Here is a 26,469-nt window from a genome sequence, read left to right on the forward strand (position 1 = left end):
TTTTTGCCTTTCTTGTTTTAAGAAAACAGCGCGTTGAACAGGAAGCCCACGGCCAGGATGCCGGTGCCGACCACGCCCACGAACACGGCGATCAGCTTCAGGCTCAGCACTTTGCGCAGGATGATCATTTCCGGCAGCGACAAGGCGATCACCGCCATCATGAAGGCGAGCACGGTGCCCAGCGCCGCCCCCTTGGCCAGCAGGGCCTCCACCACCGGGATGATGCCCGCGGCGTTGGAATACATGGGAATGCCCAGCAGAACCGCGGCGGGAACCGACCACCACGCATCCCGCCCCATGATGGAGGCGAGCAGGTCCGCCGGCACGTAGCCGTGGATGAGGGCGCCCGCGGCGATGCCGGCGATGATCCACATCCAGACCTTGCCGACGATGTCGCGCACCGCGTCGAGGCCGGCCCTGATGCGATCCACCAACGACATGCCGTTCTGCGGCAGCTCGACCGGAGCGGCGCGCACGTTGCGCACCCAGTCTTCCAGCCAGCCCTCCAGATGCAGCCGCCCGATGACCCAGCCGGCGACGATGGCAATGGAGAGGCCGAAGGCCAGATAGGTGAGCGCCACCTTCCAGCCGACCAGCGCGAACAGGAGGCCCAGCGCCACTTCGTTGACCATGGGCGCGGCGATGAGGAAGGAGAACGTCACGCCGAGAGGCACCCCGGCGGAGACGAAGCCGACGAACAGCGGCACCGCCGAGCAGGAGCAGAAGGGCGTGACGATGCCGAGGCCGGCCGCCGCGATATTGCCGAGCCCCTCGCGCTTTCCCGCCAGCAGCGCACGGGTGCGCTCGGCGGAGAAGAAGCTGCGCACCACGCCCATGGCGAACACCACCAGCGTCAGCAGCATCAGCACCTTGGGCGTGTCGTAGATGAAGAACGCGACCGCTTCGGCGAGATGGCTGCCGGGCTCCACCGGCAGGCGGGCGACCAGCCATTGGGAGAACAGCGCGAGTTGGGCATAGACCACGAACCAGAGGGCGATCGCCGCGACGGTCGCCGCCGCCCAGGCCAGAGGCGATGCCTCCCGCGGCGGCTTGCGCCCGGTCAATGACAGGTCGGCACTCATGCGGCTCTCCTGTTGGATGACGCGTCCAGGCTGGTGAGGACAGCGTCGACGATTGCGGCCTGCTCGGTCGGCAATTCGGGATTGCGACGGTAGCGCACCCATTGGGCGTCCCGCCGGTCGACCACCACGCCGGCCTGCTTTAGTACCGCCATATGGCGCGACATGCGGGACTGGGTGACACCGAGGACGCGCACGAGCTCGCAGACGCAATGCTCGCGCCCGTCCCACAGGAGGCGGACCGCCGCGAGGCGGGTGGGCTCGGCCAGGGCCGACAGAAGGGTGAGCGCGGACTGCATGGGATCTATTTACGCTCATGCGCATATGCGTGCAAGCGCATATTATTTTCTGACATGCCCTTCGTGGCGCGACGTAGGGACGGTCGCGCAACTCGGCGGCAGCTTCGCCAGCGGGTTCGGAACCCTGCACGGACCGAATCCGGGGAAGGTCTGGTATGACGCCGAGATCGAAACAATCGAGAGCGACGGGGTGCGCCTCGTCAGTCTCCCCATGTCCGCAATCCGCGAACCCTCGGAAGCACCGCTGGCCAAACTGGTGAAGACGCTTGGTGCGCGGAGCGTCCCCCGTTGATCCACGGCGAGAGCGGGGGCGGATCGATAGGGTCTGGCCGCGGCGCTCTATGAACTCACCGTCAACGGCAAGTCGGCCAATAAGGCTGACCTGCAGCTCTCTTTCCGATTTGGGCATCTTTCCTGGTTGCCGAGCCGTTCCGGTGCCGTGGACCGCACCTTCTAGTAGGCGGCTGCCCATCGGGAAGATTGAAAATCGCGGTATTTTCCCGCCGATTTCGATACCTTCAATTTGAAGTCGCTCGCGCGACTGCGCTGAGCCGCGATGCGCAACTGATCCCACCTTTCTGCGCCGCTGTGTCCTGTTGTGATCAGACGCTAAGTTGCCGTAACGGTATGTGCGGTGGTTCTGGCAAGGAATAGCTCGCTTGGAAACGAAGGGCGCTGTAGCAGCCGATTCTCATGGACAAGGTCTCGTCGCCGAGCAAGGAACAACGGGCGTCCTTGGGGGTGGGGAGGCAGCGGAGCCGACAGCATGGCACGCCATGGATGCGGAGATTGCCCTGCAGCGCCTCTCGTCCAGCCAGCATGGGCTTCCGACTGAGGAGGCAGCGCTCAGGCTCTCGACCCACGGCCCCAACCGGCTTCCCACAGCGCGTCGGCAGAGCGCCTTCGCGCGCTTTCTCCGGCAGTTTCACAACGTCCTCATCTACGTCCTGCTCGCCGCTGCGGCGGCGACGCTTCTGCTCGGCCATCTCTCTGACAGCCTGGTGATCGCCGGCGTCGTGCTGGTGAACGCGGTCGTAGGCTTCATTCAGGAAGGACGGGCCGAGCGGTCCATCGATGCCATCCGGGCCATGATGGACCCACGTGCCAGCATCATGCGGGCTGGCCACCGGGTGAGCGTCGCTGCGGAAGACGTCGTTCCCGGTGACATCGTGCTACTTGAGGCGGGGGAGAGGGTGCCCGCCGACCTGCGGCTACTGCGGGCGCGCAATCTCACCATCGACGAGGCCGTGCTGACGGGCGAATCGGTGGCAGCAAGCAAGCAGATCGAGCCGGTTCCCGCCGATGTCGCCCTCGGCGATCGCACGTCCATGGCCCATTCGGGATCGCTCGTCGCCGCGGGCCATGGCCTCGGTGTCGTCGTCGCGACCGGCCGCGACACCCAGATCGGCCGCATCAGCACGATGATAGGCGGCGTGGAAGGCCTTTCCACGCCGCTCATGCGGGCCATGGACCGGTTCGCCCGGCAGGTCTCCGCGGCCATTCTCGGCATATCCGCCCTGGTGTTCGCCATCGCCGTCCTGTGGCGGGACTACACCCCGGACAGTGCGCTGATGGTGGTGGTCGGGCTCGCCGTGGCCGCCATTCCCGAGGGCCTTCCGGCGGTCATGACCATCACGCTCGCGGTGGGCGTGCGCCGCATGGCGCGGCGTAACGCCATCATACGCCGGCTCCCAGCGGTGGAGACGCTCGGGGCCGTCTCGGTGATCTGCTCGGACAAGACCGGCACGCTGACCCGCAACGAGATGACGGTGCGCAGCCTCTACACCGCGGATGGCGCGGTGGCGGTGGCGGGCGTCGGCTATTTCGCGCAAGGCGATTTCAAACGCGATGGGGTGTGCTTCGATCCCGCCGCCGATCCGGTCCTCGCCGAGATGCTGCGGGCCGCCGTGCTGTGCAACGACGCGCAACTCACCATTCGCGACGACGCATCAACCGTCGATGGGGACCCGATGGAAGGCGCTCTTCTGGTTCTTGCGGTGAAGGGCGGGCTCGATCCTGCCCGTGCGTATGCCGACCATCCGAGACGTGACGAGATTCCCTTCGACGCCCGCCATCGCTACATGGCGAGCCTCAACGAGACGGACGGCGGGCCGATCGTCTACATCAAGGGCGCGCCGGAGCGCATTCTCGACATGTGCACCGACGTGGCCGCCGCGGCGGGGCCCCGGCCGCTGGACCGGGCGACCTGGGACGCGGCTACGCGGCGTGCTGCCGCCGAGGGGCAGCGTGTCATCGTACTCGCCTGCCGACATGCGGCGGAAGCCGAGGATCACCTGTCGCCGGAACGTGTGGAGGAGGGACTGACCCTCCTCGGGCTCGTCGGCCTCATCGATCCGGCCCGGCCGGAGGCGGAGGCGGCGGTGCGGGAATGCCGGGCGGCTGGCATCGCCCTCAAGATGATCACTGGCGACCATGCGGAGACTGCCCGCGCTATCGCTGCCCAGCTCGCGCTGGCGGATGATCCCAAGGTGATCACCGGCGCCGAGCTCGACCAGATGGACGACGACACGCTGCGGGCCACTGCCGCCGTGACGACGGTGTTCGCCCGTACGTCGCCCGAGCACAAGCTGCGCCTCGTCAGCGCCCTTCAGGCGGATGGGTCGGTCGTCGCCATGACCGGCGACGGTGTCAACGACGCGCCGGCCCTCAAGCGGGCCGATATCGGCGTCGCCATGGGCGGCAAGGGCACGGAGGCGGCCAAGGAAGCCAGCGAAATGGTTCTGGCGGACGACAATTTCGCAACCATCGTCGCCGCCGTGCGTGAAGGCCGGACGGTCTATGACAATCTCACCAAGGTGCTCGCCTGGACCTTGCCCACCAATGGGGGCGAAGCCCTCACCATCGTCTTCGCGGTGCTGTTCGGCCTGGCGCTGCCGGTGACGCCGATTCAGATCTTGTGGGTCAACATGGTCACCGCCGTGGCCCTGGGCCTCACCCTGGCATTCGAGCCCACGGAGCCCGGTACTATGCGGCGCTCGCCACGTCCGGCGCGAGCCCCGCTCCTGTCCGGCAGGCTCGTATGGCAGATCGCATTCGTTTCGGTGCTGATGGCGGCGGGCGCCCTCGGCGTTCATGCGATCGCCGAAGCCTGGGGACGGGATGCCGAGACGGCCCGCACCATGGCAGTGAACACGCTCGTCGCCATGGAGGTGTTCTATCTTTTCTCCGTCCGCTTCATCCACGGCACATCCTTGACCTTTCAGGGACTGCTGGGGACGCCGGCCGTGCTGCTCGGATTGGTCGGCGTGATCGCCGCCCAAATCGCCTTCACCTTCCTGGCGCCAATGCAGGTCATCTTCGCGACGCGGCCGCTCGGCATTTCCGACCTGGGTGTCACTGTCGGCGCCGGAGTGGTGCTGCTGCTTGTGGTAGAGATGGAAAAGCGCCTGTTCAGACTTCGCAGCCATGTCCGTCGCCCCTCAGTCCACAAAAGCGGTCCACGGAGGAAATCAGAATGATGAAGAGCGCATTGCTCCTGCTCGGCGAGGGCCCGTCCAGCGTCGCCGCCAGTGCTTACGCCCGACGGCTCGCCAAGAGCAAGACGGCGCACCTGACCGGTCTTGCGGGTATCGACCTCACCTTCATCGAAGCGCCCATGCCCGGGACCATCGGCGGGGCGGCTTATCACGCGCAGATGGAAACCGGTCTCAAGGCCGAAGCGGAGAAAACGCGCCAGCGGCTCGAGGAAACCTTCCGTCGAGACTGCGTTGCCGATGGGCTCGCACTCGCAAGCCTCAGTTTTGCGGGCGACCCCTTTGAGCAGATCACTGCCGCCAGCGCCACCTGCGACCTCGTGATTGCCGGCCACGACGTCACTTTTCGAGGCGTGAAGTCGGAGAGCAACTCGCAGACGCTGGCACAGCTCCTGTCCGCAACGCCGCGGCCTGTCCTCGTCTGCCCGGATACCTTCCGATCCGAAGGCGACGTGATGATCGCCTATGACGGGAGCCTGCCGGCCATGCGGGCGCTGCAGCTTTTCGCCCTCTGCGGCGGGTGGGCGAACCGGCATGTCCATGTCTTGAGCGTGGACACGCAGATGGAGACGGCCGATCGGCTCGCCCGCGATGCGGCCGCCTATCTGCGGCTCCACGGCTATGACGTAACCCTTTATCCTATCGGTTCGTTCGAGGCGCCATCCGAGGTGATCCAGGCCTATGCGGCACGCAGCGACATCGAAGTGCTGGTGATGGGGGCCTATGGCCATCGCGGACTGAAGGAGTTCTTCTTCGGCTCCACCACCCAGAGCATCATCGGAGAGCCCAAGTCCTGCATCTTCATCTATCACTAGCGAAGCAGCCTCACCTTCGGCGCATGCACTGGGGCAATCATCGGGAGCGCTCCGACCACATAGGGTCGCCACATTCCATCGGGGCTCGACGGGCCTCATCCACCTGACCAATGCCAGACGCGACGAGGCCCCCGACTGTGACCCTGCTTCTCGTAATCCTCATTCCCTTCGTCGGCGCCCTGATTCCCCCGCTGGTGATCCGCTCCGGGCGCAACACCTGCGCGGCGGCGACGGGCGGCGTCACGTTGCTCGCCCTCGCCCTGCTCCTGTCCTACGCGCCGGACGTGTTCTCCGGCGGCGTCCCCAAGGCGGGCGTGGACTGGGTTCCCGCTTTGGGCCTCTCCCTGTCGGTATTCGCGGACGGGCTCGGCTTCTTCTTCGCGGCCATGATCCTCGTCATCGGCCTGCTGGTGATCGTCTATGCGCGCTTCTATCTGTCGCGCGAGGATCCCATGGGCCGCTTCTTCGCCTACCTGCTGCTGTTCCAGGGGGCGATGGTGGGCGTGGTCCTGTCGGACAATGTCATCGCCCTGCTGGTATTCTGGGAGCTGACGAGCCTCACCTCGTTCCTGCTCATCGGCTTCTGGACCAAGCGCGCGGACGCCCGGCAGGGGGCGCGCATGGCGCTGGTGATCACCGGCGGGGGCGGGCTGGCGCTCATCGCCGGCCTGCTGCTGGTGGCGCAGGCGGCGGACTCCTACCAGCTCACGGAAATTCTCGCCCGCGGTGAGATGGTGCGCGCCTCGCCGCTCTATCTGCCGGCGCTGCTTCTGGTCCTGGTCGGCGCCTTCACCAAGTCCGCCCAGTTCCCGTTCCATTTCTGGCTGCCCCACGCCATGGCGGCGCCGACCCCGGTGTCGGCCTATCTCCACTCCGCCACCATGGTGAAGGCGGGGGTGTTCCTGCTGGCGCGGCTGTGGCCGGTGCTGGCGGGCACCGAGGCCTGGTTCCTCATCGTCGCGCCGGTGGGGCTCGTCACCATGTTCATGGGCGCCGCCATCGCCTTGTTCCGGAGCGACCTGAAGGGGTTGCTCGCCTATTCGACGGTGAGCCACCTCGGCCTCATGACCATGCTGCTCGGCCTCGGCACGCCCATGGCGGCAGTGGCGGCGGTGTTCCACATCATCAACCACGCCACCTTCAAGGCCGCCTTGTTCATGAGCGCCGGCATCGTCGACCACGAGGCCGGCACCCGCGACATCCGCCGCCTCGGCGGCCTCATGACGCTGATGCCCATCACCGGGACGCTGGCGCTCCTCGCCGCCGCCTCCATGGCCGGCGTGCCTTTGTTCAACGGCTTCCTCTCCAAGGAGATGATGCTGGAGGAGGCGGCGCACACCTCCTATCTGGGCCTCGACTTCCTCTTTCCCGCGCTGGCAACGCTGGCGGCCGTCTTCTCGGTGGCCTATTCGGCCCGCTTCGCCATCGGCACCTTCCTCGGGCCGGCGCGGCACGATTATCCCCACCACCCCCACGACCCGCCGCTGGGCATGTGGCTGCCCGTGGCGGTGCTGGTGGTGCCGGTGATCGCCATCGGCCTGTTTCCCGATCCCGTGGCCGGGCCGCTGGTGGCACTGACCGCGGGTGCGGTGATCGGCGGGCCCGTGCCGGACTATCACCTCGCCTTGTGGCACGGCATCACCCCGGCCCTCGTCATGAGCATCATCGCCTTTGCCGGCGGCGCGGCGCTCATCCTCGCCTTCCGCGGGGCGGACGGCGTGCGCGCCCGCCTGCCGCGCCTCGATGCCAAGGCCATGTTCGAGGTCGCCGCCGGCGCCCTCGTGGTGGCCTGCCGGCGCAGCCTCACCGCCCTCCACAACGGCGCGCTGCCGCGCTACATGGGCGTGACGGTGGCGACGCTGGTTGTCGTCGGCGGCTACGGCTTCTTCAGCGCGACGCACGGCGCCGGCACCCGGCCGCTGCTGCCGGTGAGCGCGCCCGCCGCGACCGCCTTTCTCGCCCTCCTCCTGGCGAGCGGCGCGGTGCTGGTGTTCCATGGCGAGCGGCTGACGGCGCTGATCCTCACCGGCGTGGTGGGGGTGGTGGTGGCGCTGGCCTTCCTGCAATTCTCCGCCCCCGATCTTGCGCTGACGCAGATCTCGGTGGACGTGGTGACCACGATCCTCATGCTGCTCGCCCTCAACCTGCTGCCCAAGGCGACGCCGCCGGAGGAACGGCGAGCCGTACGCTGGCGCGACGGCGCCGTCGCCAGCCTCGCCGGGCTGGGCGTCGCGGGCCTCGCCTATGCTGTGATGACGCGCAACGGCACCTCCATCGCCGATTATTATCTCGCCCAATCCAAGCCCGGCGGGGGCGGCACCAATGTGGTGAACGTGATCCTGGTGGACTTCCGCGGCTATGACACATTTGCCGAGATCATCGTGCTCGGCATCGCCGCGCTCGCCATCTACGCCCTGCTCGATCCAGCGCTGAAGGGCGCGGCGGTGCGGCGCATCAAGGCGATGCTGCCGCGGGAGGAATCGCGGGACGCCCACCCGCTTCTCCTCGTGGTGGCGACGCGCGTCCTCCTGCCCCTGTCGCTGGTGGTGGGGGCCTACATCTTCCTGCGCGGGCACAACCAGCCCGGCGGCGGCTTCGTCGCCGGGCTCGTCGTGGCCATCGCGCTGATCATGCAATACATCGCCTCAGGCTACGCCTGGGCGGCGGAGCGCATGAAGGTCGACGCCCAGTCCATGATCGGCGCCGGCGTCGCCATCGCCGGGCTCACCGGCATCGCCGCCTTTGCCTTCGGCCGGCCATTCCTGACCTCGACATTCGGCTATCTGCACTGGCCCGTGGTGGGCACGTTCGAAGTGGCCTCCGCCATCGCCTTCGACCTCGGCGTGTTCCTTACCGTGGTGGGCGTGATGGTGCTGTCGCTGGCGCAGCTCTCCCGCGTGGCGCGGCGCATCGATCCGGCGCCGGAAAGCGCGGAGCCGATGGACGTCAAGCTCGAAGGCGCCGCGTCCGGCGCCGCCGGCAGGGAGGGCTGAGCCAATGGAGCTTCTCGTCGCCGCCGCCATCGGCGTCCTCACCATGGTCGGCATCTACCTGCTGCTGCGCGCCCACACCTTCCCGGTGATCCTGGGCCTGACCTTCCTGTCCTATGCGGTCAACGTGTTCCTGTTCGCCATGGGCCGGCTCACCATCGACCGCCCGCCGGTGATCTCGCCCGATGCTTCGGGCTACACCGATCCCCTGCCCCAGGCGCTGGTGCTCACCGCCATCGTCATTTCCTTCGGCATGACCGCGCTCATCGTGGTGCTGGCGCTGCGCGGCTATCTGGAGACCGGCTCCGACCGCAGCACGCTCGACGCCCCGCGCCGGACCGACGTGGGAGACGGGGCATGAGCGCGCCGCTCGACCAGATGACGATCCTGCCGGTGATCCTGCCGGCCATGGCGGCCGCCTTCCTGGTCCTCGCCTTGCGCCATCACCTCGCCGGCCAGCGCATCGCCTCCATCGGCGTCACGCTTCTCCTGGTGGGGATCGCGGCGTTCCTCCTCGCCCAGGCGTCGGACGGCACGGTCCGCGCCTACCGGCTCGGCGACTGGCCGGCGCCGTACGGCATCACCCTGGTGCTGGACCGGCTCTCAGCCGCCCTCCTGCTGCTCACCGCCGTGCTCGCCCTGGGGGTGGTGCTCTATGCGGCGGGCGGCGTGGACGGGCGGGGGCGTCATTTCCATCCCTTGTTCCAGTTCCAGCTCATGGGCATCAACGGCGCCTTCCTCACCGGCGACGTGTTCAACCTGTTCGTCTTCTTCGAGGTGATGCTGATCGCCTCCTACGGGCTGATGCTGCACGGCGGCGGGCCGGGCCGGCTGAAGGCGGGCTTCCAGTACGTGGCCATCAACCTTCTGGCCTCGGTCGTCTTCCTGGTGGGCGTGGGCCTGATCTACGCCGCCACCGGCACCCTCAACATGGCCGACCTCGCCGTGAAGATACCCCAGGTGGCCGAGGCCGACGCCGCGCTGCTGAAGGCGGGGGCGCTGCTGCTGTTCCTCGTCTTCGCCACCAAGGCGGCGCTGGTGCCCCTGCACTGGTGGCTTCCGGCCACTTATGCCGGCACCTCCGCGCCCGCCGCCGCCTTGTTCATGATCATGACCAAGGTGGGCGCCTACGCCATCATCCGCGTCTACGGCCTCGTCTTCGGCGCCGATGCGGGACCGCTGGCGCTGGTGGCGGCGCCCTTCGTCCTTCCGGCGGCCCTCGTGACGCTGGTGGTCGGCGCGGCCGGCCTGGTGGGAAGCCGCACCCTGCGGGATCTCGCCGCCTTCGCGGTCATCGCCTCCATGGGCACGCTGCTGGTCGCGATCGGCCTGTTCGACGCCGCAGGGCTCGCCGCGGGGCTTTATTATCTCGTCCATTCGACCCTCGCCGGCGCGGCGCTTTTCCTCATCGCCGGGCTGGTGCAGGAGCAGCGCAGGTCGGCGGGCGACCGGCTGGTCCTGGCGCCCGCCATGGCTGGCGAGACGCTGCTGGGCGGCCTGTTCTTCCTCGCCGCGATCGCTTTGGTGGGGCTGCCGCCGCTCTCCGGTTTCCTCGGCAAGATCATGATCCTGAAAGCGGTGCAGGCGTCAGTCATCTGGCCCTGGATCTGGGGGCTCATCCTGGCCGCGAGCCTCGTCATGACCTTCGGCTTCGCCCGGGCGGGATCGGTGCTGTTCTGGGGAAGCGGGCCGGTCTCGGGCGAGCGGACGCCGCTGCCGGTCGTGCCGCTGTGCGCGGTGGTGGCGCTGCTGGCCCTGACGCTTTGCTGGACGCTGGCGGCCGGACCGGCGACCGACGCACTCCAGATCACCGCGCAACAGGCCCTCGACCGCTCCGCTTATACCGGTGCGGTGCTCGGGCCGAAGCCACGCCTGGCGGGGGGAGACTGACATGCACGCGCGCTTCGTGCCCCATCCCCTGCTCACGGTGTTCCTCACGCTCGTCTTCGTCTTCCTCATGAACGAGGTGACGCCCGGCGTGGTGGTGCTGGGGGCGATCCTCGGCCTCGCCATTCCGCTGCTCACCGCGCCCTTCTGGCCCGGCCGGCCGCGGCTGAAGGCGCCCGTCACGGTGGCGGGATTCATGCTCGTGGTGCTGTGGGACATCGTGGTCTCGAACATCGAGGTGGCGAAACTCATCCTGTTCCGGCGAGGCGAGAGCCTGCGCACCCGGTACCTGAGCGTGCCCCTCGACCTTAAGACGCCCGAGGCCATCGCCATGCTCGCCGGGACCATCACCATGACGCCCGGGACCGTGAGCGCCGATTTGTCCGCCGATGGCAAGGCCCTCCTGGTGCATTGCCTCGACACCGGCGACCCGGAGGCGACGGTCGCCGCCATCAAGTCGCGCTACGAGCGCCGGCTGAAGAGGATCTTCGAATGATCGCCGCCGCCATCGCCATCGCGGGGGGCGCCATCTGCCTCGCCATCGCGCTCACGCTCTATCGCCTCGCGGTCGGTCCCGACGCCACCGACCGCGTGCTGGCCCTCGACACGCTGGTGATCGAGACCATCGCCCTCATCGTGCTCGGCGGCATCGCCTTCGGCACGGCCATGTATTTCGAGGCGGCGCTGCTGTTCGCCATGGTGGGATTCGTGACCACGGTGGCCTTCTGCAAGTTCCTGCTGCGCGGCAACGTGATCGAATAGGAGGAGTGGATGCACTGGATCGTCGAGGCGCTCGTCGCCGCGCTCATTCTCGTCGGCGCGTTCTTCCTGCTTGTAGGTGCCCTGGGGCTCGCCCGGCTGCCGGATATGATGCGCCGCCTGCACGGTCCCACCAAGGCGACAACGCTTGGCATCGGCGCGCTGCTGATCGCCTCCATGGTCTATTTTGCGTCCCAGCGGGGGAGCTTCTCCATTCACGAGCTCCTCATCACGCTGTTCCTGTTCCTCACCGCGCCGGTAAGCGCCCACATGCTGGCGAAGGCCCACATCCTGCGGTCGGGCGCGGGGCGCGACCTGCCGCCGACAGGCCGGGACGCGGGATGGGCAACACTGGACGACGGCAAGCCGGATCGGACATGATGCTTCGCGGGCTTGACGAGCCGCGGCTCCGAGCCGCTTGACGTGGTCACCCGAAAGAATGGCTCGAGGGTCCGGTGAACGCGACGGTCCTTGCTTCCCTGCTCGGTGGTCTGGGGCTGTTCCTACTCGGCATGGGTCTGATGACCGACGGGCTGAGGATCGCGGCCGGCGGGACGCTCAAATCTATTCTGGACACCTGGGCACAGAACGCGATCCGCGGCTTTCTCGCGGGCTTCCTCATCACCGCCGTCGTCCAATCGTCGAGCGCAGTGGTTGTCGCCACCATCGGCTTTGTGAATGCCGGCCTTCTCTCCCTTGCACAGGCGATCTGGGTGGTAATCGGCACCAATGTCGGCACCACGATGACCGGCTGGCTCGTGGCCCTTGTCGGCATCAAGGTGGATGTGGGCACCCTCGCGCTGCCCCTGATCGGCATCGGCATGCTGGTGCGGCTCCTCGCGGGCGGGCGGGTCCGGCCGGCAAGCCTCGGGCAGGCGGTTGCCGGATTCGGCGCCTTCTTCCTCGGCATCGGCATCTTCCAGGACGGCTTCTCTGGCCTGGCACCGGGCCTTTTGGAACTCGACTTTGGGCCCACGACATGGCTGACGGCTCTGGGCTTCGTCGGACTCGGCATGCTTCTGACGGTGCTCACTCAGTCCTCCAGTGCCGCAATTGCGATCATCCTGACCGCCAGCACAACGGGCAGCGTACCGCTGGTCCTCGCGGGCGCGGCGGTTGTGGGGACGAACATCGGTACCACCTCCACCGCCGTCCTTGCCGCGGTCGCCGCTACACCCGCGGCACGGCGGGTGGCCACGGCCCATATCCTCTTCAACGTGATCACCGGCACCGTGGCGCTCATCCTGCTCTCCCCTTTGCTCGTGGTGAGCCGGAGCATCGCGGGCCTCCTGGACGCGGAAGGCAGCCTTCCGACGGTGCTCGCGGTCTTCCACACCACCTTCAACCTGCTTGGCTCGGTGTTGATCTGGCTGGTCAGGGGACCGTTCGTGCGGCTCCTGGCTTCCCTTTACGTTTCGCCGGCAGAGCAGGCCGCAAGGCCCGCCTATCTCGACCCGACGCTCACCTCCGTCCCCGCCCTTGCACTCAGCGGGCTGGTTCTGGAGTTGCAGCGAACGACGGACATGGCATTCCGCTCTGCCCGCCAGCGCGTGGCAACACCTCCATCAGATCCCGCCCTCCCGCTGAACGAGGAAGTGGTCATCGGGCATCTCGCCCGGCAGATCCGCACCTTCATCGGCAGGCTCGGGGCCAGCCCACTGCCCGACACGGTGGTCTCGGCCTTGCCCGATCTCATTCGGGCCGTTCAGCACGTGGAAGATCTCATTGCCGCCGGCCGGGGCGTCCACAAGGTCTTGTTGCCCGAAGCCATCGCCACAGGCGATGCATGGCACAGCTTGCTACAGGCGACCCGGCACAGCCTCACCTTGTATAACCGCAGCATAGCGGACGAGGCCGCGACAGGAAGGCTCGGCGAGCAGGCCCGCCGCGCGGAGGCGGCTTATCAGAACGTGAAAGCGGAGCTCCTGCATGCTGCAGCCGTGGGCGAGATGCCGGTCGAGGCAATGGAAGACGCGCTCACAAATGCCCAGGCCCTGCGGCGATGTGCCGACATTGCATTCAAGATCCAGCGTCGTCTTCGCCCTTGGAGCGAGGAGAAAGTCGATGGTGACGACGAACAGGGCCTCCCAGGTCCGCAGCAGGCCAGCTGTGGACGCGTCAATGGAACCTGACGAGGTTGAGCGCCGGCAGTTGTCCGCCGGGGAACTGGACGAGGCGGGGCGCCGATGGCGAGCGGTCCGAGGTCGATGCCGAAGAAGCCCAGCCGGTCGATCAAGGCGCCCACCTCCGCCTTGGCGGCCGCGTCGTCGCCCGAATGGAATAGCACCCGCCGGCCGCCCTCCGCGCGCGGATCGCCGGCAATCAGGTGCGGCGGGAGGTGGTTGAACGCCTTCACCACCCGCGCACCCGGCACCAGGCCGGCGAACACCTCCGAGGACGCTCGCCCGTTGAGGTCGGCCGGCTTGAACAGGGGGCCTTCTATGGGATTGTTGGCGTCGATGACGATCCGTCCGCCGAAATCGGGCAGGCCGGCCAGCGCCGCCGGCAGCTTCGACCCGTTGACCGCGACCAGGACCATGTCCCTGGCGGCTGCCTCCTCGCGGGTGCCGGCCGCGATCATCGGCCCGAGGGCGGCGACGATCTCCCTCAGGCTCTCCGGGCCGCGGCTGTTGGCGAGGGTGGCGCGGATGCCGTTCCGGGCCAGCGCGGTGGCGAAGGCCTGGCCGATGTTGCCGGCGCCGATGATGCCGATGCTGGGCATGACTTTGATCCTTATCCTGTAGGAGCGATGTTCAGGCGGTGAGGCCGCCGTCGGCGACGATGTCGGCGCCGGTGACGAAGGCGGCTTCGGGGCTGGCGAGGAAGGCGACCACGCTTGCGATCTCATGGGGCTGGCCGTAGCGGCCGATGGCCATGTTCGGGCCGACGATGGCGGCGACGGGGCCGTCGGCCGGGTTCATGTCGGTGTCGGTGGGGCCGGGATGGACCGTGTTGACGGTGATGCCCTTCGGCCCGAGGTCGCGCACCAGGCTGCGGTTGAAGCCGGTGATCGCGCCCTTGGTCAGCGTGTAGAGCGAGGCGGTGGGGAAGGCCGCATAGCGCGTCATGGACGAGCCGATATGGATGATGCGCCCGCCCGCCGTCATGTGGCGCACCGCCTCCTGGGTGGCGACGAACCCGCCGGTGACGTTGACGGCGATCATCCGCTCATAGGTCTCGAACGGGATGTCCTCGATGGGCCCGCCGAGGCCGAGGCCGGCATTGTTCACGAGGATGTCGATGGCGCCGAACGCCTCGATGGTCCTGGCCACTGCGGCCCGCACGGCCTCGGGCTTGCCGGCATCGGCTGCGATGGCCATGGCCCGGCCGCCGGCCGCCTCGATCCCGGCGACGACTTCGGCCGCCTTGTCGGGCGAGGTGGCGTAGGTAATGGCGACGGCGGCGCCATCGGCGGCGAGGCGCCGGGCGATGGCCGCGCCGATGGAACGCGAGCCGCCGGTGACGAGGGCCACCTTGCCGGCGAGGGGGAGGGGGTTCGACATGGTTCCAGTCCTTTCAGGAGGGTGAAGAGAGGCCGGCTGCGGATGGGCCGCGTCGGGAGCGTGAAAGGGGTCAGTGGTCGCCACGGATCTGCGCCAGCAGCCCGGCGCTGTCGGCGACGGTCCAGTGATCGGTGATCCGCCCGTTTCGGACCCGCATGATGTCCATGACGGAGAAGCGGGTGGCGCGGCCGGTGGGCGCCAGCCCCAGGAACGGGCCGAGATGGGTGCCGTGATAGGTCTTGTAGGTGGAGACGAGATCGCCCTCAGCGACCTGGAGATGGACCTCGGCGTGCCAATCCGGAAAGGCGGCGCGGAAGGTCCGGTAAATCTGCCGCGTGCCGTCGCGATCCGGCGGAAAGCCGCCGAACGGCGTGTGGTCCACATAGTTTGGGGCGAACAGGGCGTCGAACAGATCAAAGTCGCCGTCGCGCTGCACGCCGTCCAGCAGGTGGCGGATGACGGCCTTATTGGCGGCGCGGTTGTCGTTCGCCTCTGCCGCCGCCGGGATCGGAAAAAGGCGTGCCGGCGAACCCCGCAACGAAGGCGCGGCGGCCGAGCCGGGCGGAGCCAACGGTGGGATTGCGCATGGAGAGCGGCATGGTCTTCACTCCGGCTCGGGTTTCGATGGAGCGAAGATGGGGGATTTATTCCCTCGCGATTAGCGGGTATCCATTTGAGCTATCTTCAATGAATCATTGAAAATGGCATGGAGACGCTGGCCAATCTGGAGAGCTTCGTGAGGAGCGCCGAGCACGGCAGCTTCTCCGAGGCAGCGCGGCGCCTCGCCCTCACGCCCGCCGCCGTCAGCCGCAACGTCGCCATGCTGGAGCGCAATCTGGGTGTCCGGCTGTTCCAGCGCTCGACGCGCAAGCTGGCGCTGACCGAGGCGGGCGAGCGCTTCCTCCTGTCCATCGGCGACACGCTCGGCACGCTCCAGGCGGCGATCGCCGACGCCTCGTCCGGCGCATCGGAGCCGGCCGGCGTGCTGAAGGTGAGCCTGAGCCCCACCTTCGGTGCCACCCACATCCTGCCGCTTCTGCCCGAATTCCTGGCCCGCTACCCGCGCATCCGGCCGGAATGGCATTTCGAGAACCGGCAGGTGGACCTCGTCGCCGAGGGCTACGACGTGGCGATCGGCGGTGGCTTCGATCTGTCTCCGGGCGTCGTCGGGCGCAGCCTTGCCCCCGCCCACATCATTGCGGTGGCGTCGCCGGCCTACATGGCCGGGCATGTGCCACCGGTCGATCCGGCGGGCCTTGCCACCCTCGACGGCATCGTCATGCGCTCATTGCGCACCGGCCGCATCCGGCACTGGACCCTGCGCGATGTCGCCGGCACCGAGATGGCGGCGATGCTGTCCGAACGCATCGTCGTGAACGATCCGGCCGCCATGCGCGAGGCGGCGCGTCTCGGGCTCGGCGTGGCGCTGCTCGCCGTTCCGGACGTGCTGCCGGAGCTCGAAGGCGGCGGGCTCGTCCGCCTGCTGCCGCGCTGGTATGCCGACGTGGGCGCGATCTCGCTCTATTTCGCCTCGCGCACCCTGCTTGCTGCGAAGACCCGGGCCTTCGTCGACCATGTCACCGAGGCCTCCCGCAAGCAGAAGCTGGCGCAGCGGTTCGCAGGCAGTCTCGGATAGATGAGCGGGCCTCCGGCGCTACCGGCTGCCGGGCTGCGCGCCTGTCCGCAGGTGGCGCCTCCTCCGGTCACGGAGGGGGGTGTCCTGCTGTGCTCCAGGCCCCTCTAATGAAGGCGCGCCGTCACGGGCTCGTCCTTGTCGTGGCGGGCGAAGCGGTCGACCATGGTGGCGCTGGCCTCATTGAGGCCGTGGACGGTGACCTCGGCGCCGGACTTGCGCAGCTTCAGCACCGCCTTGTCGAGGGCGTCGACGGCGGTGATGTCCCAGAAATGGGCGTGGCTGACATCGATCACCACCGCGCGGGCGGGGGCATCGAAGTCGAAACCGCGCAGGAACACCTCCGCCGAGGCGAAGAAGATCTGGCCCGTCACGGTGTAGGTCACGCTCCCTGACACCTCGTCTTCCCGCATTGTCACATGGACCAGGCGCGCCACCTTGCCGGCAAAGAAGACGCCGGACAACAGCACGCCGACCAAGACGCCGATGGCGAGGTTGTGCGTCGCCACCACTGTGACGACGGTGGCCAGCATTACCGCCGAGGAGGAGCGCGGGTTGCCGCGCAGGTCCAGGATCGAGCGCCAGGAGAAGGTGCCGATGGACACCATGATCATCACCGCCACCAGCGCCGCCATGGGGATGATGCGCACGAGGTCGTCCAGCACCAGGATGAGGAACAAAAGGAACGACCCGGCCACGAAGGTGGAGAGCCGCCCGCGCCCGCCGGAGGTCACGTTGATGACCGACTGGCCGATCATGGCGCATCCGCCCATGCCGCCGATGAGCGCCGAGGCGATGTTGCCCGTGCCCTGCCCGATGCACTCCTGGCTCTTGTTGCTCAGGGTGTCGGTCATGTCGTCGACGATCTGGGCGGTGAGCAGGGATTCCAGCAGGCCTACGGCGGCGAGCGTCAGCGAGTAGGGCAGGATGATCTGCAGCGTCTCCAGCGTCAGCGGCACGTGCGGCAGGGCGAAGACCGGCAGGCTGGAGGGCAGCTCGCCGAGGTCGCCGACCGTGCGCAGATCCATCCCGCTCCACCAGGCGAAGAGGGTGAGTGCGGCGATGGCCATCAGCGGCGACGGCACGGCTTTGGTCAGGCGCGGGAACAGGTAGATGATGGCGAGCCCCACCGCGATCATCGGATAGGTCTGGAGCGGCACGCCGATCAGCTCCGGCACCTGCGCCATGAAGATGAGGATGGCCAGTGCATTGACGAAACCGGTGATGACCGAACGCGAGACGAAGCGCATCACCCGCCCGAGCTTCAGCAGACCGGCGACGATCTGGATCATCCCCATGAGGATGGTGGCGGCGAACAGATATTGCAGGCCGTGGTCGCGCACGAGGCTCACCATCACCACCGCGGTGGCGGCGGTGGCCGCGGAGATCATGCCGGGCCGCCCGCCCACCACGGCGGAGACGCAGGCGATGGCGAAGGAGGCGAACAGCCCCACCTTGGGATCGACGCCGGCAATCACCGAGAAGCCGATGGCCTCCGGGATGAGGGCGAGGGCGACGACGATGCCGGCGAGCACGTCGGCGCGGATATGGGAGGTCCAGTCGCGGAGATAGCGGGAAGAACGGGTCATGGGATGAGGCTTCGCAATAAGTGAGCGTCCGCCGAAACGGCGGCGAGGATGCGCTGACTATGCGTGGTCCGGCGGATCGGCGGCCGGAAGAGCCACCCGGGCTTGCACCGGGTCCTGATGAATGAAGTTGAATTAGATCAAATCACGTTGCAGCGCAACATGAGCGCGGGCACCGCTGGCCCCGTGCGCCGGATCATTCAAGCGAACGAGGTCGTGGCGACGCGGCTCCTACCACCATCGCGTTGACGGAACATCGCGGCGATCCTGTGGAGCGCCGGCACCGGCTCGGAGGTGATGCAGCGCATCGCGGTGCCGATGATCGGCAGCATGGTGTCCTCGACCATACTGACGCTGGCCGTGATCCCGGCAGTCTACGGCCTGATCAAGGGTTGGCGATTGCCGCGGAGTGCGGCGGGCGCCGAGACTGAGCCCGAGCCCGAGCCGGCAGACCTCAAGGGCGCTGCCGAATGAGGAGGTTCAGATGATGCTCGGAATGATGGGAGCCATGGGGTGGGGCATGGGGTGGGGCATGGGCCTCACCGGCCAGGCCGGTCTGGTCGTCCTGGTGCTGGTGATCGCCGTAATCGTGAAAGACGTCTTCTTCCGATGAGGTGGGTCATGCGCAACTTCGATTGGAAGTCGGAGGCGAGGAAACAGCCAACGAAAGGAGAAGCGCCATGACAACCAAGCTATTCGCAACACGGCGGGAGCTGATGATCGGGGCCACACAGGCGACCGCTATGCTCGTGCTGTCGCGATCCTCATGGCCGGCTGAGATACTGCCCAAGATGACCGTGCCCCGCGATCCGAACTGTGGTTGTTATGGCGGTTGGGTTGCCCATGTGAAGGCAGCCGGATTTCCGGTTGAGGTGATCGAGGCACCCGACGTCGCGCCCCTCAAGACCAGGCTCGGCGTGCCCGATGCCCTGATCTCCTGCCATACGGCGGAAGTTGGTAGCTATGTCGTCGAGGGGCATGTTCCGGCCAGCGAGATCAAGCGGCTTCTCCTTGACCAGCCTAGCCGCTGCCGGCATGCCGCCGGCTCGCCGGGGATAGAGGTTTCGGGTAAGCCGCCCGAGGTCTATCAGGTCGTGCTTTTCGGGCCGGGTAGTCAGCACGTGTTCGCACGCTATCGCGGGTCGCAGGCGCTCTGATTTCGCTTGTTGGAGGCGCGCGAGAGGATGACGCCGATGTCAGCTAGGCAAACCCCGATGTCGAGCGGATGCCAGCCGATGGCCCACGCTTTCGACTGCTTCCAGTCTCAGATTCCAGCCGGCCCCCACTCGTGATCCGAAGGATGGCGTTGAATGAGCACGGCGCTCACGTAGCGTTCGGTGGACACCATGTGGACACCACACCAGAACAACAAAAGGGCCGCTCAAGGCGGCCATCTTGTATCTTCTTGATTTTCTTTGGGAAATTTGGAGCGGGCGATGGGATTCGAACCCACGACCCCAACCTTGGCAAGGTTGTGCTCTACCCCTGAGCTACACCCGCATCCAATGCGCAGCGTCGTGGTTCGTCGCCGGCGGTGCGTTCATATGGCAGGTGCGGACGCTGAATGCAAGAGTGTTGGCCGGCAAACCGCTCATGGCTGTGGATGGGTGGCGGTGGAGGTGATGTAAGTATTTGAAATATAGTAAAAATAGCTCGTTCGCCGAGCTCCGGTCCGGCCGTGTGGGCCGGCGGGTGGCGGTGGGAGGGCGCGACCGTGGCATCGGCGACGCGCTCATGTCATGTCGCGGTCCCGCGAACCGCCGCGCGCCGCTTGCCGCGCCGCTTGCCGCGCCGGTGGCGCACCGCTAGAACGGCGGCAACTTCCGCGAACACCGTATGGAGCCGGCGCCTTATGGCCTCCTATCAATATGCCTATCACATGCACGGTCTCACCAAGGCCTATCCGGGTGGCAAGAAGGTCCTGGATAATGTGCACCTCTCCTTCTACCCCGATGCCAAGATCGGCGTGCTCGGCGTCAACGGCGCCGGTAAGTCGACGCTGCTGCGCATCATGGCCGGCATCGATACCGACTATTCCGGCGAGGCCAAGCCCGCCGAGGGCGTGCGCGTGGGCTATCTGCCCCAGGAGCCGCAGCTCGATCCGACCAAGACCGTGCGCGAGAACGTGATGGACGGCGTGGCCAAGCAGAAGGCCATTCTCGACCGCTACAACGAGCTCGCCATGAATTATTCGGACGAGACCGCCGATGAGATGACCCAGCTGCAGGACGAGATCGAGGCCCAGGGCCTGTGGGATCTCGAGTCCAAGGTGGAGCAGGCCATGACCGCGCTCGGCTGCCCGCCGGACGACTGGGAGGTGACCAAGCTCTCGGGCGGCGAGCGGCGCCGCATCGCCCTGTGCCGCCTGCTGCTGGAGCAGCCCGAGGTGCTGCTGCTCGACGAGCCCACCAACCATCTGGACGCCGAGACGGTGAACTGGCTGGAAGGGCATCTGCGCTCCTACCCCGGCGCTATCCTCATCGTCACCCACGATCGCTACTTCCTCGATAATGTGACGGGCTGGATCCTGGAGCTCGATCGCGGCCGGGGCATTCCCTACGAGGGCAATTATTCCTCCTGGCTCGGTCAGAAGCAGAAGCGCCTGCAGCAGGAGGGCCGCGAGGACGAGGCCCGCCAGCGGGCCCTCGCCCGCGAGCAGGAATGGATCGGCGCCTCGCCCAAGGCCCGCCAGGCCAAGAACAAGGCGCGTATCCAGCGCTATGAGGAACTGGTGGAGAAGGCCTCCGCGCGGCAGCCGTCGGCGACCCAGATCGTCATTCCGGTGGCCGAGCGGCTCGGCCAGAACGTCATCGCCTTCGACCATCTCAACAAGGCGTTCGGCGACAAGCTGCTGATCGACGATCTGTCGTTCAAGCTGCCGCCCGGCGGCATCGTCGGCGTCATCGGGCCCAACGGCGCGGGCAAGACCACCTTGTTTCGCATGATCACCGGACAGGAGAAGCCGGACGGCGGCTCCATCGAGATCGGTGAATCGGTGAAGCTCGGCTATGTGGACCAGAGCCGCGATGCGCTCGACGACAAGAAGACCGTCTGGGAGGAGATTTCCGACGGCAACGAGGTGATCTACGTCGGCAAGAAGGAGATCCCCTCACGCGCCTATTGCGCTGCCTTCAACTTCAAGGGCGGCGACCAGCAGAAGAAGGTGGGCATGCTCTCCGGCGGTGAGCGCAACCGGGTGCATCTGGCCAAGGTGCTGCAGCGGGGCGGCAACGTGCTGCTGCTCGACGAGCCCACCAACGACCTCGACATGGACACCCTGCGGGCCCTGGAAGAGGCGCTGGAAGATTACGCCGGCTGCGCCGTGATCATCTCCCATGATCGCTTCTTCCTGGACCGCATCGCCACCCACATGCTGGCCTTCGAGGGCGACAGCCACGTGGAATGGTTCGAGGGCAACTTCGCCGATTACGAGGAAGACAAGAAGCGCCGCCTCGGCCTCGACAGCACGATCCCCAAGCGGATCCAGTACAAGAAGTTCTCGCGATAGACAGAGCAGAGAGGGGCGAAAGCCCCTCTTTTCTTTTGTTCAGCGCGTGTGCACCCGCGTGCCGTTCTTCCGCCGGGCCTGTGTTATGTCCTCAGGCTGCGGCCGTCTCCTTGCCGATCCGTTCCAGATCGAACGGCGTCGTCTGGTACATCTCGTTGATCCAGTTGGCGAACAAGAGGTGGGCGTGGCCGCGCCAGCGGTTTTCCGGCGGGGTCGCCGGGTCGTTGCCGGGGAAATAATAAGCGGGCAGGGGCGTCTGCGGGGCCTTGGCGGCATCGCGGGCGTATTCGTCGGCCAGGGTGCGGGTGTCGTATTCCAGGTGGTTGAACATGTGCAGGGCCCGATGGCGCGGATCATCGAGCAGGCACAGGCCCACCTCCGGGCTTTCCGCCAGCACGGTCAGGCCGCTATGGGCCGGAATGTCCGCCGTGCGGGCCTCCGCCCAGCGGGAGACCGGCACCCGGAAGGTGTCGGGAAAGCCGCGCAGGAAGGGCGAGGTGGGGGCGAGCACCCGGTGGCGATAGAGGCCGAAGGCCTTCTGCGCCAGGGCATGCTTGGGCATGGCGTGGAAATAAGAAACTGCCGCCAGCGCCGCCCAGCATAGGTTCAAGGTGCGGTGCACATGGGTCTGGGTCCAGTCGAACACCCGGCTCAGCTCATCCCAATAGGTGACTTCGGAGAACGGCAGGTGCTCCACCGGCGCGCCGGTGATGACGATGCCGTCGAACCGCTGCGCGCGCACCTCCTCCCACGGCCGGTAGAAGGCCGCCATGTGGTCTTCGGAGGTGTTGCGGGAGACGTGATCGGTGATGCGCACCAGGGTCAGCTCCACCTGCAGGGGCGTGGCGCCCAGAAGCCGGGCGATCTGCACCTCGGTGGCGATCTTGTTGGGCATCAGGTTGAGCAGGCCGATGCGCAGGGGGCGGATGTCCTGGCGGATGGCGTCGCCTTCGCCCATCACCATCACGCCTTCCGCTTCCAGCGTGGTGCGGGCGGGCAGGCGATCGGGGATCTTGATGGGCATGGCGTCGGTCCTCATGGATCGGGACTGACGCTTGGTGGCTGGGTCCGCTTGGTTGCCGGCTCGGCCACATCCTCCCCCGGAAGCTCCGAAGGAGTACCACCTTGCCCGGATCGGCAGGTTGGTGTTGGGCGTCGCCCCAACTCTTGATGTCGAAAGCGTCTCTACCTCCGACCGCGGCGGTTGGCAATGGCACCACCGGGATGACACGCCGCGCGCCGGCGAACCCGAGCCTGTACACCGAACCTGGAGCGGGGCTTGCGCGCCCCCCATCCCCTTGGGTTACGGCTGGTATATGCTGGCGCGGCCACCGCAGGAGACACCCATGGCCGATTGGAATGCCCGCCAGTATCTGAAGTTCGAGGACCAGCGCACCCGTCCGGCCCGCGATCTCCTGGCCCAGGTGCCGCTGGCGGATGCCGCTTTCGTGGTGGATCTCGGCTGCGGTCCCGGCAATTCCACCGAGCTTTTGGCGGAGCGCTTCCCCAAGGCCGAACTTCTCGGGCTCGATACCTCCCCCGCCATGCTGGAGGCAGCCCGCAAGCGGCTGCCCAAAGCGCGGTTTGAGCCGGCCGATGCCTCCACCTTCACGCTGGAGCGGCCGGCGGACCTCATCTTCGCCAATGCCGTGCTGCAATGGGTGCCGGACCACGAGACCGTGCTGCCGCGCCTGCTCTCCCTTTTGGCCCCCGGCGGGGTGCTGGCGGTGCAGATGCCGGACAATCTGGAAGAGCCCTCCCACGCCGCCATGCGCGAAACCGCCATGAGTGGCCCCTGGGCGGAGAAGCTGGCGCCGGCGCTGAGCGCCCGCGCCGTTCTGCCGACGCCCCGCGCCTATTATGACCTGCTGCTTCAGGGCGCCGGGCGCATCGACATCTGGCACACCATCTACAACCACCCGCTGGAGAATGCGGCGGCCATCGTGGAATGGGTGAAGGCGACCGGCCTGCGCCCCTTCATCGACCCGCTGGAGGCCGACGAGCGGGCGGCGTTTCTGGAGGCCTATCAGGCCCGCCTCGAAGAACCGTATCCGCCGCAGCAGGATGGCAAGGTGCTGCTGGCCTTCCCGCGGCTGTTCCTGGTCGCCCAGCGGCCGGGCTGAACGAAAAGGGCGCGGCGCCTTGCGGCGGCCGCGCCCTCACTCTCATCGCAAAACGCGGGCTCACCAGGCGGGCAGCACCGAGCCCTTGAAGGTCTCCTCGATAAAGGCCTTCACCTCGGGAGAATTGTAGCTCTCCACCAGGGTCTTCACCCAGGGCTTGTCCTTGTCCTCGGTGCGCACCGCGATGATGTTCACATAAGGGCCCTTGGGATCTTCCCGCAGAATGGGGTCCTTCACCGGGTCGAGGCCCGCTTCCTTGGCATAATTGGTGTTGATGCCGGCGGCATCCACATCCGGCAAGGAGCGGGGCAACTGGGCGGCGTCGATCTCCACGAACTTGATCTTCTTCGGATTGTCGATGACATCCACCACCGAGGCCTTCACGCCCACATTGGGGGTGAGCTTGATGAGCCCCTTGTCGGCCAGCAGCAGCAGCACCCGGCCGCCATTGGTGGGATCGTTGGGAATGGCGATGGTGGCGCCGGCCGGCAGGTCCTCGATGCTCTTGTACTTCTTGGAATAGACGCCGATGGGGAAGTTCACGGTCAAGGCGACGGGGGTGAGCTTATAGCCGCGATCGGCCACCTGGTTGTCGAGATAGGGCTTGTGCTGGAAGGAGTTGGCCTGGATCTCCCCGGCCGCGAGGGCGGCGTTCGGCACCACATAGTCGGAGAATTCGACAATGGAGATGTCGAGCCCCTTCTTGGCGGCCTCCTTCTTCACCGCCTCCAGGATCTGGGCGTGGGGGCCGGGGGTGACGGCCACCTTGATGGTTTCGGCGCGGGCGGCGCCGGTGGCGGCAAGGCCCAGCGCGGCGGCGAGGGCGAGGGTGGCGAACTTCATGGATCGGTCTCCAATCAGATGAAAGAGGGGCCGGGCGGGGATGCCGCCCCGGCGGGAAGGGAGGAGGAGGGGGCCTTAGCCCCGGTGGCGCTTATCCAGGCGGCGGGCGATGCCATCGCCCAGGCTCTGCACCCCCTGCACCAGCAGGATGAGCACGATGACCACCGCCGCCATCACGTCCGGCATGAAGCGCTGGTAGCCGAAGCGGATGCCGAGATCACCGAGGCCGCCGCCGCCCACCGCGCCCACCATGGCCGAGTAGCCGAGCAGCGACACCACTGCGAGGGTGAGGGCCAGGGTGATGGAGGGCAGGGCCTCCGGCAGCAGCACCTTGCGGACGATCTGCAGCGGGCTCGCCCCCATGGCGCGGGCGGCCTCCACCAGCCCCTGGTCCACCTCGCGGATGGACCCCTCGATGAGGCGGGCGATGAACGGCGCCGCCGCCACCGTCAGCGGCACGATGGCCGCATTGGTGCCGATGGAAGTGCCGGCGATGAGCCGGGTGAAGGGAATGATGGCCACCACCAGGATAATGAACGGGGTGGAGCGGGCGGCGTTCACCACCAGCCCCAGCACGCTGTTGAGCCAGGGGGCGGCGAACAGCTCGCCGGAGCGGCTGGTGGCCAGGAACACCCCCAGCGGCAGGCCGATGAGGGTGCCGATGAGGCCGGAGGCGGCGACCATATAGAGGGTCTGCCTGGTGGCTTCGATGAGCAGGTCGACGATGGCGGGGGGCAGCAGGCCGAAGGAGAGATCAAACATAGCCGAGCACCTCGGAAGAGAGGTTCAGGCGCGCCACGGCGCTGGTGACGGCGGAAAGGGTGGCGGCATCGCCCGGCACCGACACGACAATGACGCCGAACGGTGCGCCGGCGATCTCGTCCACCTGCGCCTGGATGATGTTGATGTCCACGGAGAGCAGCCGGGACACCCGCGAGAGCACGGGATCGGTGGCGTGGTCGCCGGTGAAGACGATGCGGACGACGGCTTCGCTGCCCGGCTCCGGCTCGCTCTTCAGCCGGTCGGCCACATAGGGTGGCAGGCTGGCGCTGGTGAGGTCGGCGAGGAAGGTGCGGGTGGTCGAATGCCGGGGGTGGGCGAACACCTCATAGGTGGTGCCGCGCTCGACGATGCGTCCGCCGTCAATCACCGCCACCTGGTCGGCCACGTTCTTGATCACCGCCATCTCGTGGGTGATGAGAAGCACGGTGAGCTTCAGCTCGGCATTCACCTTGCGCAGCAGGGCGAGGATCTGCTGGGTGGTCTCCGGGTCGAGGGCGGAGGTGGCCTCGTCGGAGAGCAGCACCCGGGGGCGGGTGGCGAGGGCGCGGGCGATGCCCACCCGCTGCTTCTGCCCACCGGATAGCTCGGCCGGGTAGCGATCCCGCTTATCGGCAAGGCCCACCAGATCGAGAAGCGGTTCCACCCGCGCCTTGATCTCCCGCGCCGGCACCCCGGCAATCTCCAGTGGCAGCGCCACATTGTCATAGGCGGTGCGGCGGGCCAGCAAATTGAAGTGCTGGAAGATCATGCCGATGGACCGGCGCGCCCCGCGCAGGGCTTTTTCGTCGAGGGCGGTGATGTCGACCCCATCCACCACCACCCGGCCCGAGGTGGGCTTCTCCAGCCCGTTGACGAGGCGGATCAAGGTGGATTTGCCCGCGCCCGAGCGGCCGATGACGCCGAGAATGGCGCCTTCCGGCACGGCCAGGGAAATATCGGAAAGGGCGGTAACGGGGGTCGCGCCACGGCGGGCGCCATAAGTCTTCTCGACCTTGTCGAACAGGATGACCGGCGCGGCGGATGCGGCATCCGGCGCGGCGGGCGATAAAGGGGTGTTCACGGAAGACTCCGGGTCGGGGCCCGCGGCGCGTTCGTCAGAGCGAATGGGGAAAGGGGAAGGTCTCGTCATGGACGTCGCGCTCGGCCGCAAGGGGCAAGGGAAGAGGC

The 26,469-nt window shown here is 67.3% G+C and carries 23 protein-coding genes, 1 tRNA gene, 2 pseudogenes, 1 riboswitch and 1 other annotated feature; of the genes and pseudogenes, 15 read left to right on the forward strand and 11 right to left on the reverse strand.

The window, feature by feature from the left end; translation table 11 throughout:
• Positions 1 to 17: 17 nt before the first annotated feature.
• Both ACU4E7_RS16560 and ACU4E7_RS16565 read right to left on the reverse strand, forming a co-directional pair.
• Positions 18 to 1,082: a permease gene (locus tag ACU4E7_RS16560; RefSeq protein ID WP_447019504.1), complete on the reverse strand. Its 1,065-nt coding sequence runs from the start codon at positions 1,080 to 1,082 to the stop codon at positions 18 to 20.
• Positions 1,079 to 1,378 carry an ArsR/SmtB family transcription factor gene (locus tag ACU4E7_RS16565; protein ID WP_447019505.1) on the reverse strand — a complete coding sequence of 100 codons (300 nt, stop codon included), beginning with the start codon at positions 1,376 to 1,378 and terminating at the stop codon, positions 1,079 to 1,081. The genes ACU4E7_RS16560 and ACU4E7_RS16565 overlap by 4 nt, the downstream gene beginning before the upstream one ends.
• Before the next feature lie 776 nt (positions 1,379 to 2,154).
• Here ACU4E7_RS16565 and ACU4E7_RS16570 point away from each other — a divergent pair.
• From ACU4E7_RS16570 to ACU4E7_RS16610, 9 genes are all read left to right on the forward strand, one after another.
• Positions 2,155 to 4,857, forward strand: coding sequence for an HAD-IC family P-type ATPase (locus ACU4E7_RS16570; RefSeq protein WP_447019506.1), 2,703 nt, complete (start codon positions 2,155 to 2,157; stop codon positions 4,855 to 4,857).
• Positions 4,854 to 5,687: a universal stress protein gene (locus ACU4E7_RS16575; RefSeq protein ID WP_447019507.1), complete on the forward strand. Its 834-nt coding sequence runs from the start codon at positions 4,854 to 4,856 to the stop codon at positions 5,685 to 5,687. Before ACU4E7_RS16570 ends, ACU4E7_RS16575 begins: the two co-directional genes overlap by 4 nt.
• A 137-nt stretch (positions 5,688 to 5,824) precedes the next feature.
• Complete coding sequence (locus ACU4E7_RS16580) at positions 5,825 to 8,680, forward strand: monovalent cation/H+ antiporter subunit A (RefSeq protein WP_447019508.1); 2,856 nt, start codon at positions 5,825 to 5,827, stop codon at positions 8,678 to 8,680.
• A 4-nt stretch (positions 8,681 to 8,684) separates the two neighbouring features.
• Positions 8,685 to 9,038 carry a Na+/H+ antiporter subunit C gene (locus ACU4E7_RS16585; RefSeq protein ID WP_447019509.1) on the forward strand — a complete coding sequence of 118 codons (354 nt, stop codon included), beginning with the start codon at positions 8,685 to 8,687 and terminating at the stop codon, positions 9,036 to 9,038.
• Positions 9,035 to 10,567, forward strand: coding sequence for a monovalent cation/H+ antiporter subunit D (locus ACU4E7_RS16590; protein ID WP_447019510.1), 1,533 nt, complete (start codon positions 9,035 to 9,037; stop codon positions 10,565 to 10,567). Before ACU4E7_RS16585 ends, ACU4E7_RS16590 begins: the two co-directional genes overlap by 4 nt.
• Position 10,568: 1 nt before the next feature.
• Positions 10,569 to 11,060: a Na+/H+ antiporter subunit E gene (locus tag ACU4E7_RS16595; RefSeq protein WP_447019511.1), complete on the forward strand. Its 492-nt coding sequence runs from the start codon at positions 10,569 to 10,571 to the stop codon at positions 11,058 to 11,060.
• Positions 11,057 to 11,326: a K+/H+ antiporter subunit F gene (locus ACU4E7_RS16600; protein WP_393990304.1), complete on the forward strand. Its 270-nt coding sequence runs from the start codon at positions 11,057 to 11,059 to the stop codon at positions 11,324 to 11,326. The genes ACU4E7_RS16595 and ACU4E7_RS16600 overlap by 4 nt, the downstream gene beginning before the upstream one ends.
• Before the next feature lie 9 nt (positions 11,327 to 11,335).
• Entirely contained in the window at positions 11,336 to 11,704 is a 369-nt protein-coding gene (locus tag ACU4E7_RS16605; RefSeq protein ID WP_447019512.1) for a Na+/H+ antiporter subunit G, read from the forward strand.
• A 74-nt stretch (positions 11,705 to 11,778) separates the two neighbouring features.
• Positions 11,779 to 13,455, forward strand: a complete 1,677-nt coding sequence (locus tag ACU4E7_RS16610; protein ID WP_447019513.1) for a Na/Pi cotransporter family protein — start codon at positions 11,779 to 11,781, stop codon at positions 13,453 to 13,455.
• Here the strand turns inward: ACU4E7_RS16610 and ACU4E7_RS16615 are convergent.
• From ACU4E7_RS16615 to ACU4E7_RS16625, 3 genes and pseudogenes are all read right to left on the reverse strand, one after another.
• Positions 13,442 to 14,045 (reverse strand): annotated as a pseudogene (locus ACU4E7_RS16615) (NADPH-dependent F420 reductase). The gene ACU4E7_RS16610 and the pseudogene ACU4E7_RS16615 sit on opposite strands and share 14 nt — an antisense overlap.
• A 31-nt stretch (positions 14,046 to 14,076) precedes the next feature.
• Positions 14,077 to 14,826, reverse strand: a complete 750-nt coding sequence (locus tag ACU4E7_RS16620) for a 3-oxoacyl-ACP reductase family protein (RefSeq protein ID WP_447019514.1) — start codon at positions 14,824 to 14,826, stop codon at positions 14,077 to 14,079.
• Between the two features lie 70 nt (positions 14,827 to 14,896).
• Positions 14,897 to 15,364 (reverse strand): ester cyclase, encoded by a 468-nt coding sequence (locus ACU4E7_RS16625; RefSeq protein WP_447019515.1) that lies wholly within the window; start codon positions 15,362 to 15,364, stop codon positions 14,897 to 14,899.
• A 168-nt stretch (positions 15,365 to 15,532) separates the two neighbouring features.
• Here ACU4E7_RS16625 and ACU4E7_RS16630 point away from each other — a divergent pair, with 168 nt between their 5' ends.
• Positions 15,533 to 16,462, forward strand: a complete 930-nt coding sequence (locus ACU4E7_RS16630; protein WP_447019516.1) for a LysR substrate-binding domain-containing protein — start codon at positions 15,533 to 15,535, stop codon at positions 16,460 to 16,462.
• A 104-nt stretch (positions 16,463 to 16,566) separates the two neighbouring features.
• On the opposite strand, the gene ACU4E7_RS16635 is transcribed toward ACU4E7_RS16630, so the two are convergent.
• Positions 16,567 to 18,048, reverse strand: a complete 1,482-nt coding sequence (locus ACU4E7_RS16635; RefSeq protein WP_447019517.1) for a SulP family inorganic anion transporter — start codon at positions 18,046 to 18,048, stop codon at positions 16,567 to 16,569.
• Positions 18,049 to 18,110: 62 nt separating this feature from the next.
• Positions 18,111 to 18,166 (reverse strand) — a sequence feature (sul1 is cis-regulatory element that is thought to sense ions involved in sulfur or methionine metabolism; They are found in Alphaproteobacteria).
• Between the two features lie 134 nt (positions 18,167 to 18,300).
• Between ACU4E7_RS16635 and ACU4E7_RS16640 the strand changes: the two are divergent.
• The 3 genes and pseudogenes from ACU4E7_RS16640 to ACU4E7_RS16650 form a co-directional block, all read left to right on the forward strand.
• A pseudogene (locus ACU4E7_RS16640) lies at positions 18,301 to 18,519 on the forward strand (efflux RND transporter permease subunit); the annotation flags it as partial.
• A gap of 10 nt (positions 18,520 to 18,529) precedes the next feature.
• Positions 18,530 to 18,658 carry a hypothetical protein gene (locus ACU4E7_RS16645; protein WP_447019518.1) on the forward strand — a complete coding sequence of 43 codons (129 nt, stop codon included), beginning with the start codon at positions 18,530 to 18,532 and terminating at the stop codon, positions 18,656 to 18,658.
• Between the two features lie 67 nt (positions 18,659 to 18,725).
• Positions 18,726 to 19,202 (forward strand): DUF411 domain-containing protein, encoded by a 477-nt coding sequence (locus ACU4E7_RS16650; RefSeq protein ID WP_447019519.1) that lies wholly within the window; start codon positions 18,726 to 18,728, stop codon positions 19,200 to 19,202.
• 268 nt (positions 19,203 to 19,470) lie between these two features.
• On the opposite strand, the gene ACU4E7_RS16655 is transcribed toward ACU4E7_RS16650, so the two are convergent.
• Positions 19,471 to 19,545 (reverse strand) — tRNA-Gly (locus ACU4E7_RS16655).
• 352 nt (positions 19,546 to 19,897) lie between these two features.
• Here ACU4E7_RS16655 and ettA point away from each other — a divergent pair.
• Positions 19,898 to 21,553, forward strand: a complete 1,656-nt coding sequence (ettA, locus tag ACU4E7_RS16660) for an energy-dependent translational throttle protein EttA (protein ID WP_447019520.1) — start codon at positions 19,898 to 19,900, stop codon at positions 21,551 to 21,553.
• Between the two features lie 91 nt (positions 21,554 to 21,644).
• On the opposite strand, the gene ACU4E7_RS16665 is transcribed toward ettA, so the two are convergent.
• Positions 21,645 to 22,577, reverse strand: a complete 933-nt coding sequence (locus ACU4E7_RS16665) for a homoserine O-succinyltransferase (protein WP_447019521.1) — start codon at positions 22,575 to 22,577, stop codon at positions 21,645 to 21,647.
• 38 nt (positions 22,578 to 22,615) lie between these two features.
• A riboswitch (SAM-I-IV-variant riboswitch) is annotated at positions 22,616 to 22,732 on the reverse strand.
• Between the two features lie 167 nt (positions 22,733 to 22,899).
• On the opposite strand from ACU4E7_RS16665, the gene tam reads away from it, so the two are divergent.
• Positions 22,900 to 23,676, forward strand: coding sequence for a trans-aconitate 2-methyltransferase (gene tam / locus ACU4E7_RS16670; RefSeq protein WP_447019522.1), 777 nt, complete (start codon positions 22,900 to 22,902; stop codon positions 23,674 to 23,676).
• 60 nt (positions 23,677 to 23,736) lie between these two features.
• Here the strand turns inward: tam and ACU4E7_RS16675 are convergent, their stop codons facing one another.
• From ACU4E7_RS16675 to ACU4E7_RS16685, 3 genes are all read right to left on the reverse strand, one after another.
• Complete coding sequence (locus tag ACU4E7_RS16675; RefSeq protein WP_447019523.1) at positions 23,737 to 24,519, reverse strand: MetQ/NlpA family ABC transporter substrate-binding protein; 783 nt, start codon at positions 24,517 to 24,519, stop codon at positions 23,737 to 23,739.
• Positions 24,520 to 24,594: 75 nt separating this feature from the next.
• The gene (locus ACU4E7_RS16680) at positions 24,595 to 25,281 is read right to left on the reverse strand and encodes a methionine ABC transporter permease (protein ID WP_447019524.1); all 687 of its coding nucleotides are present in this window, start codon (positions 25,279 to 25,281) and stop codon (positions 24,595 to 24,597) included.
• Positions 25,274 to 26,362, reverse strand: coding sequence for a methionine ABC transporter ATP-binding protein (locus tag ACU4E7_RS16685; RefSeq protein ID WP_238122821.1), 1,089 nt, complete (start codon positions 26,360 to 26,362; stop codon positions 25,274 to 25,276). The genes ACU4E7_RS16680 and ACU4E7_RS16685 overlap by 8 nt, the downstream gene beginning before the upstream one ends.
• Positions 26,363 to 26,469: the final 107 nt, after the last annotated feature.

The sequence above is a fragment of the Xanthobacter sp. ZOL 2024 genome (assembly GCF_052932325.1).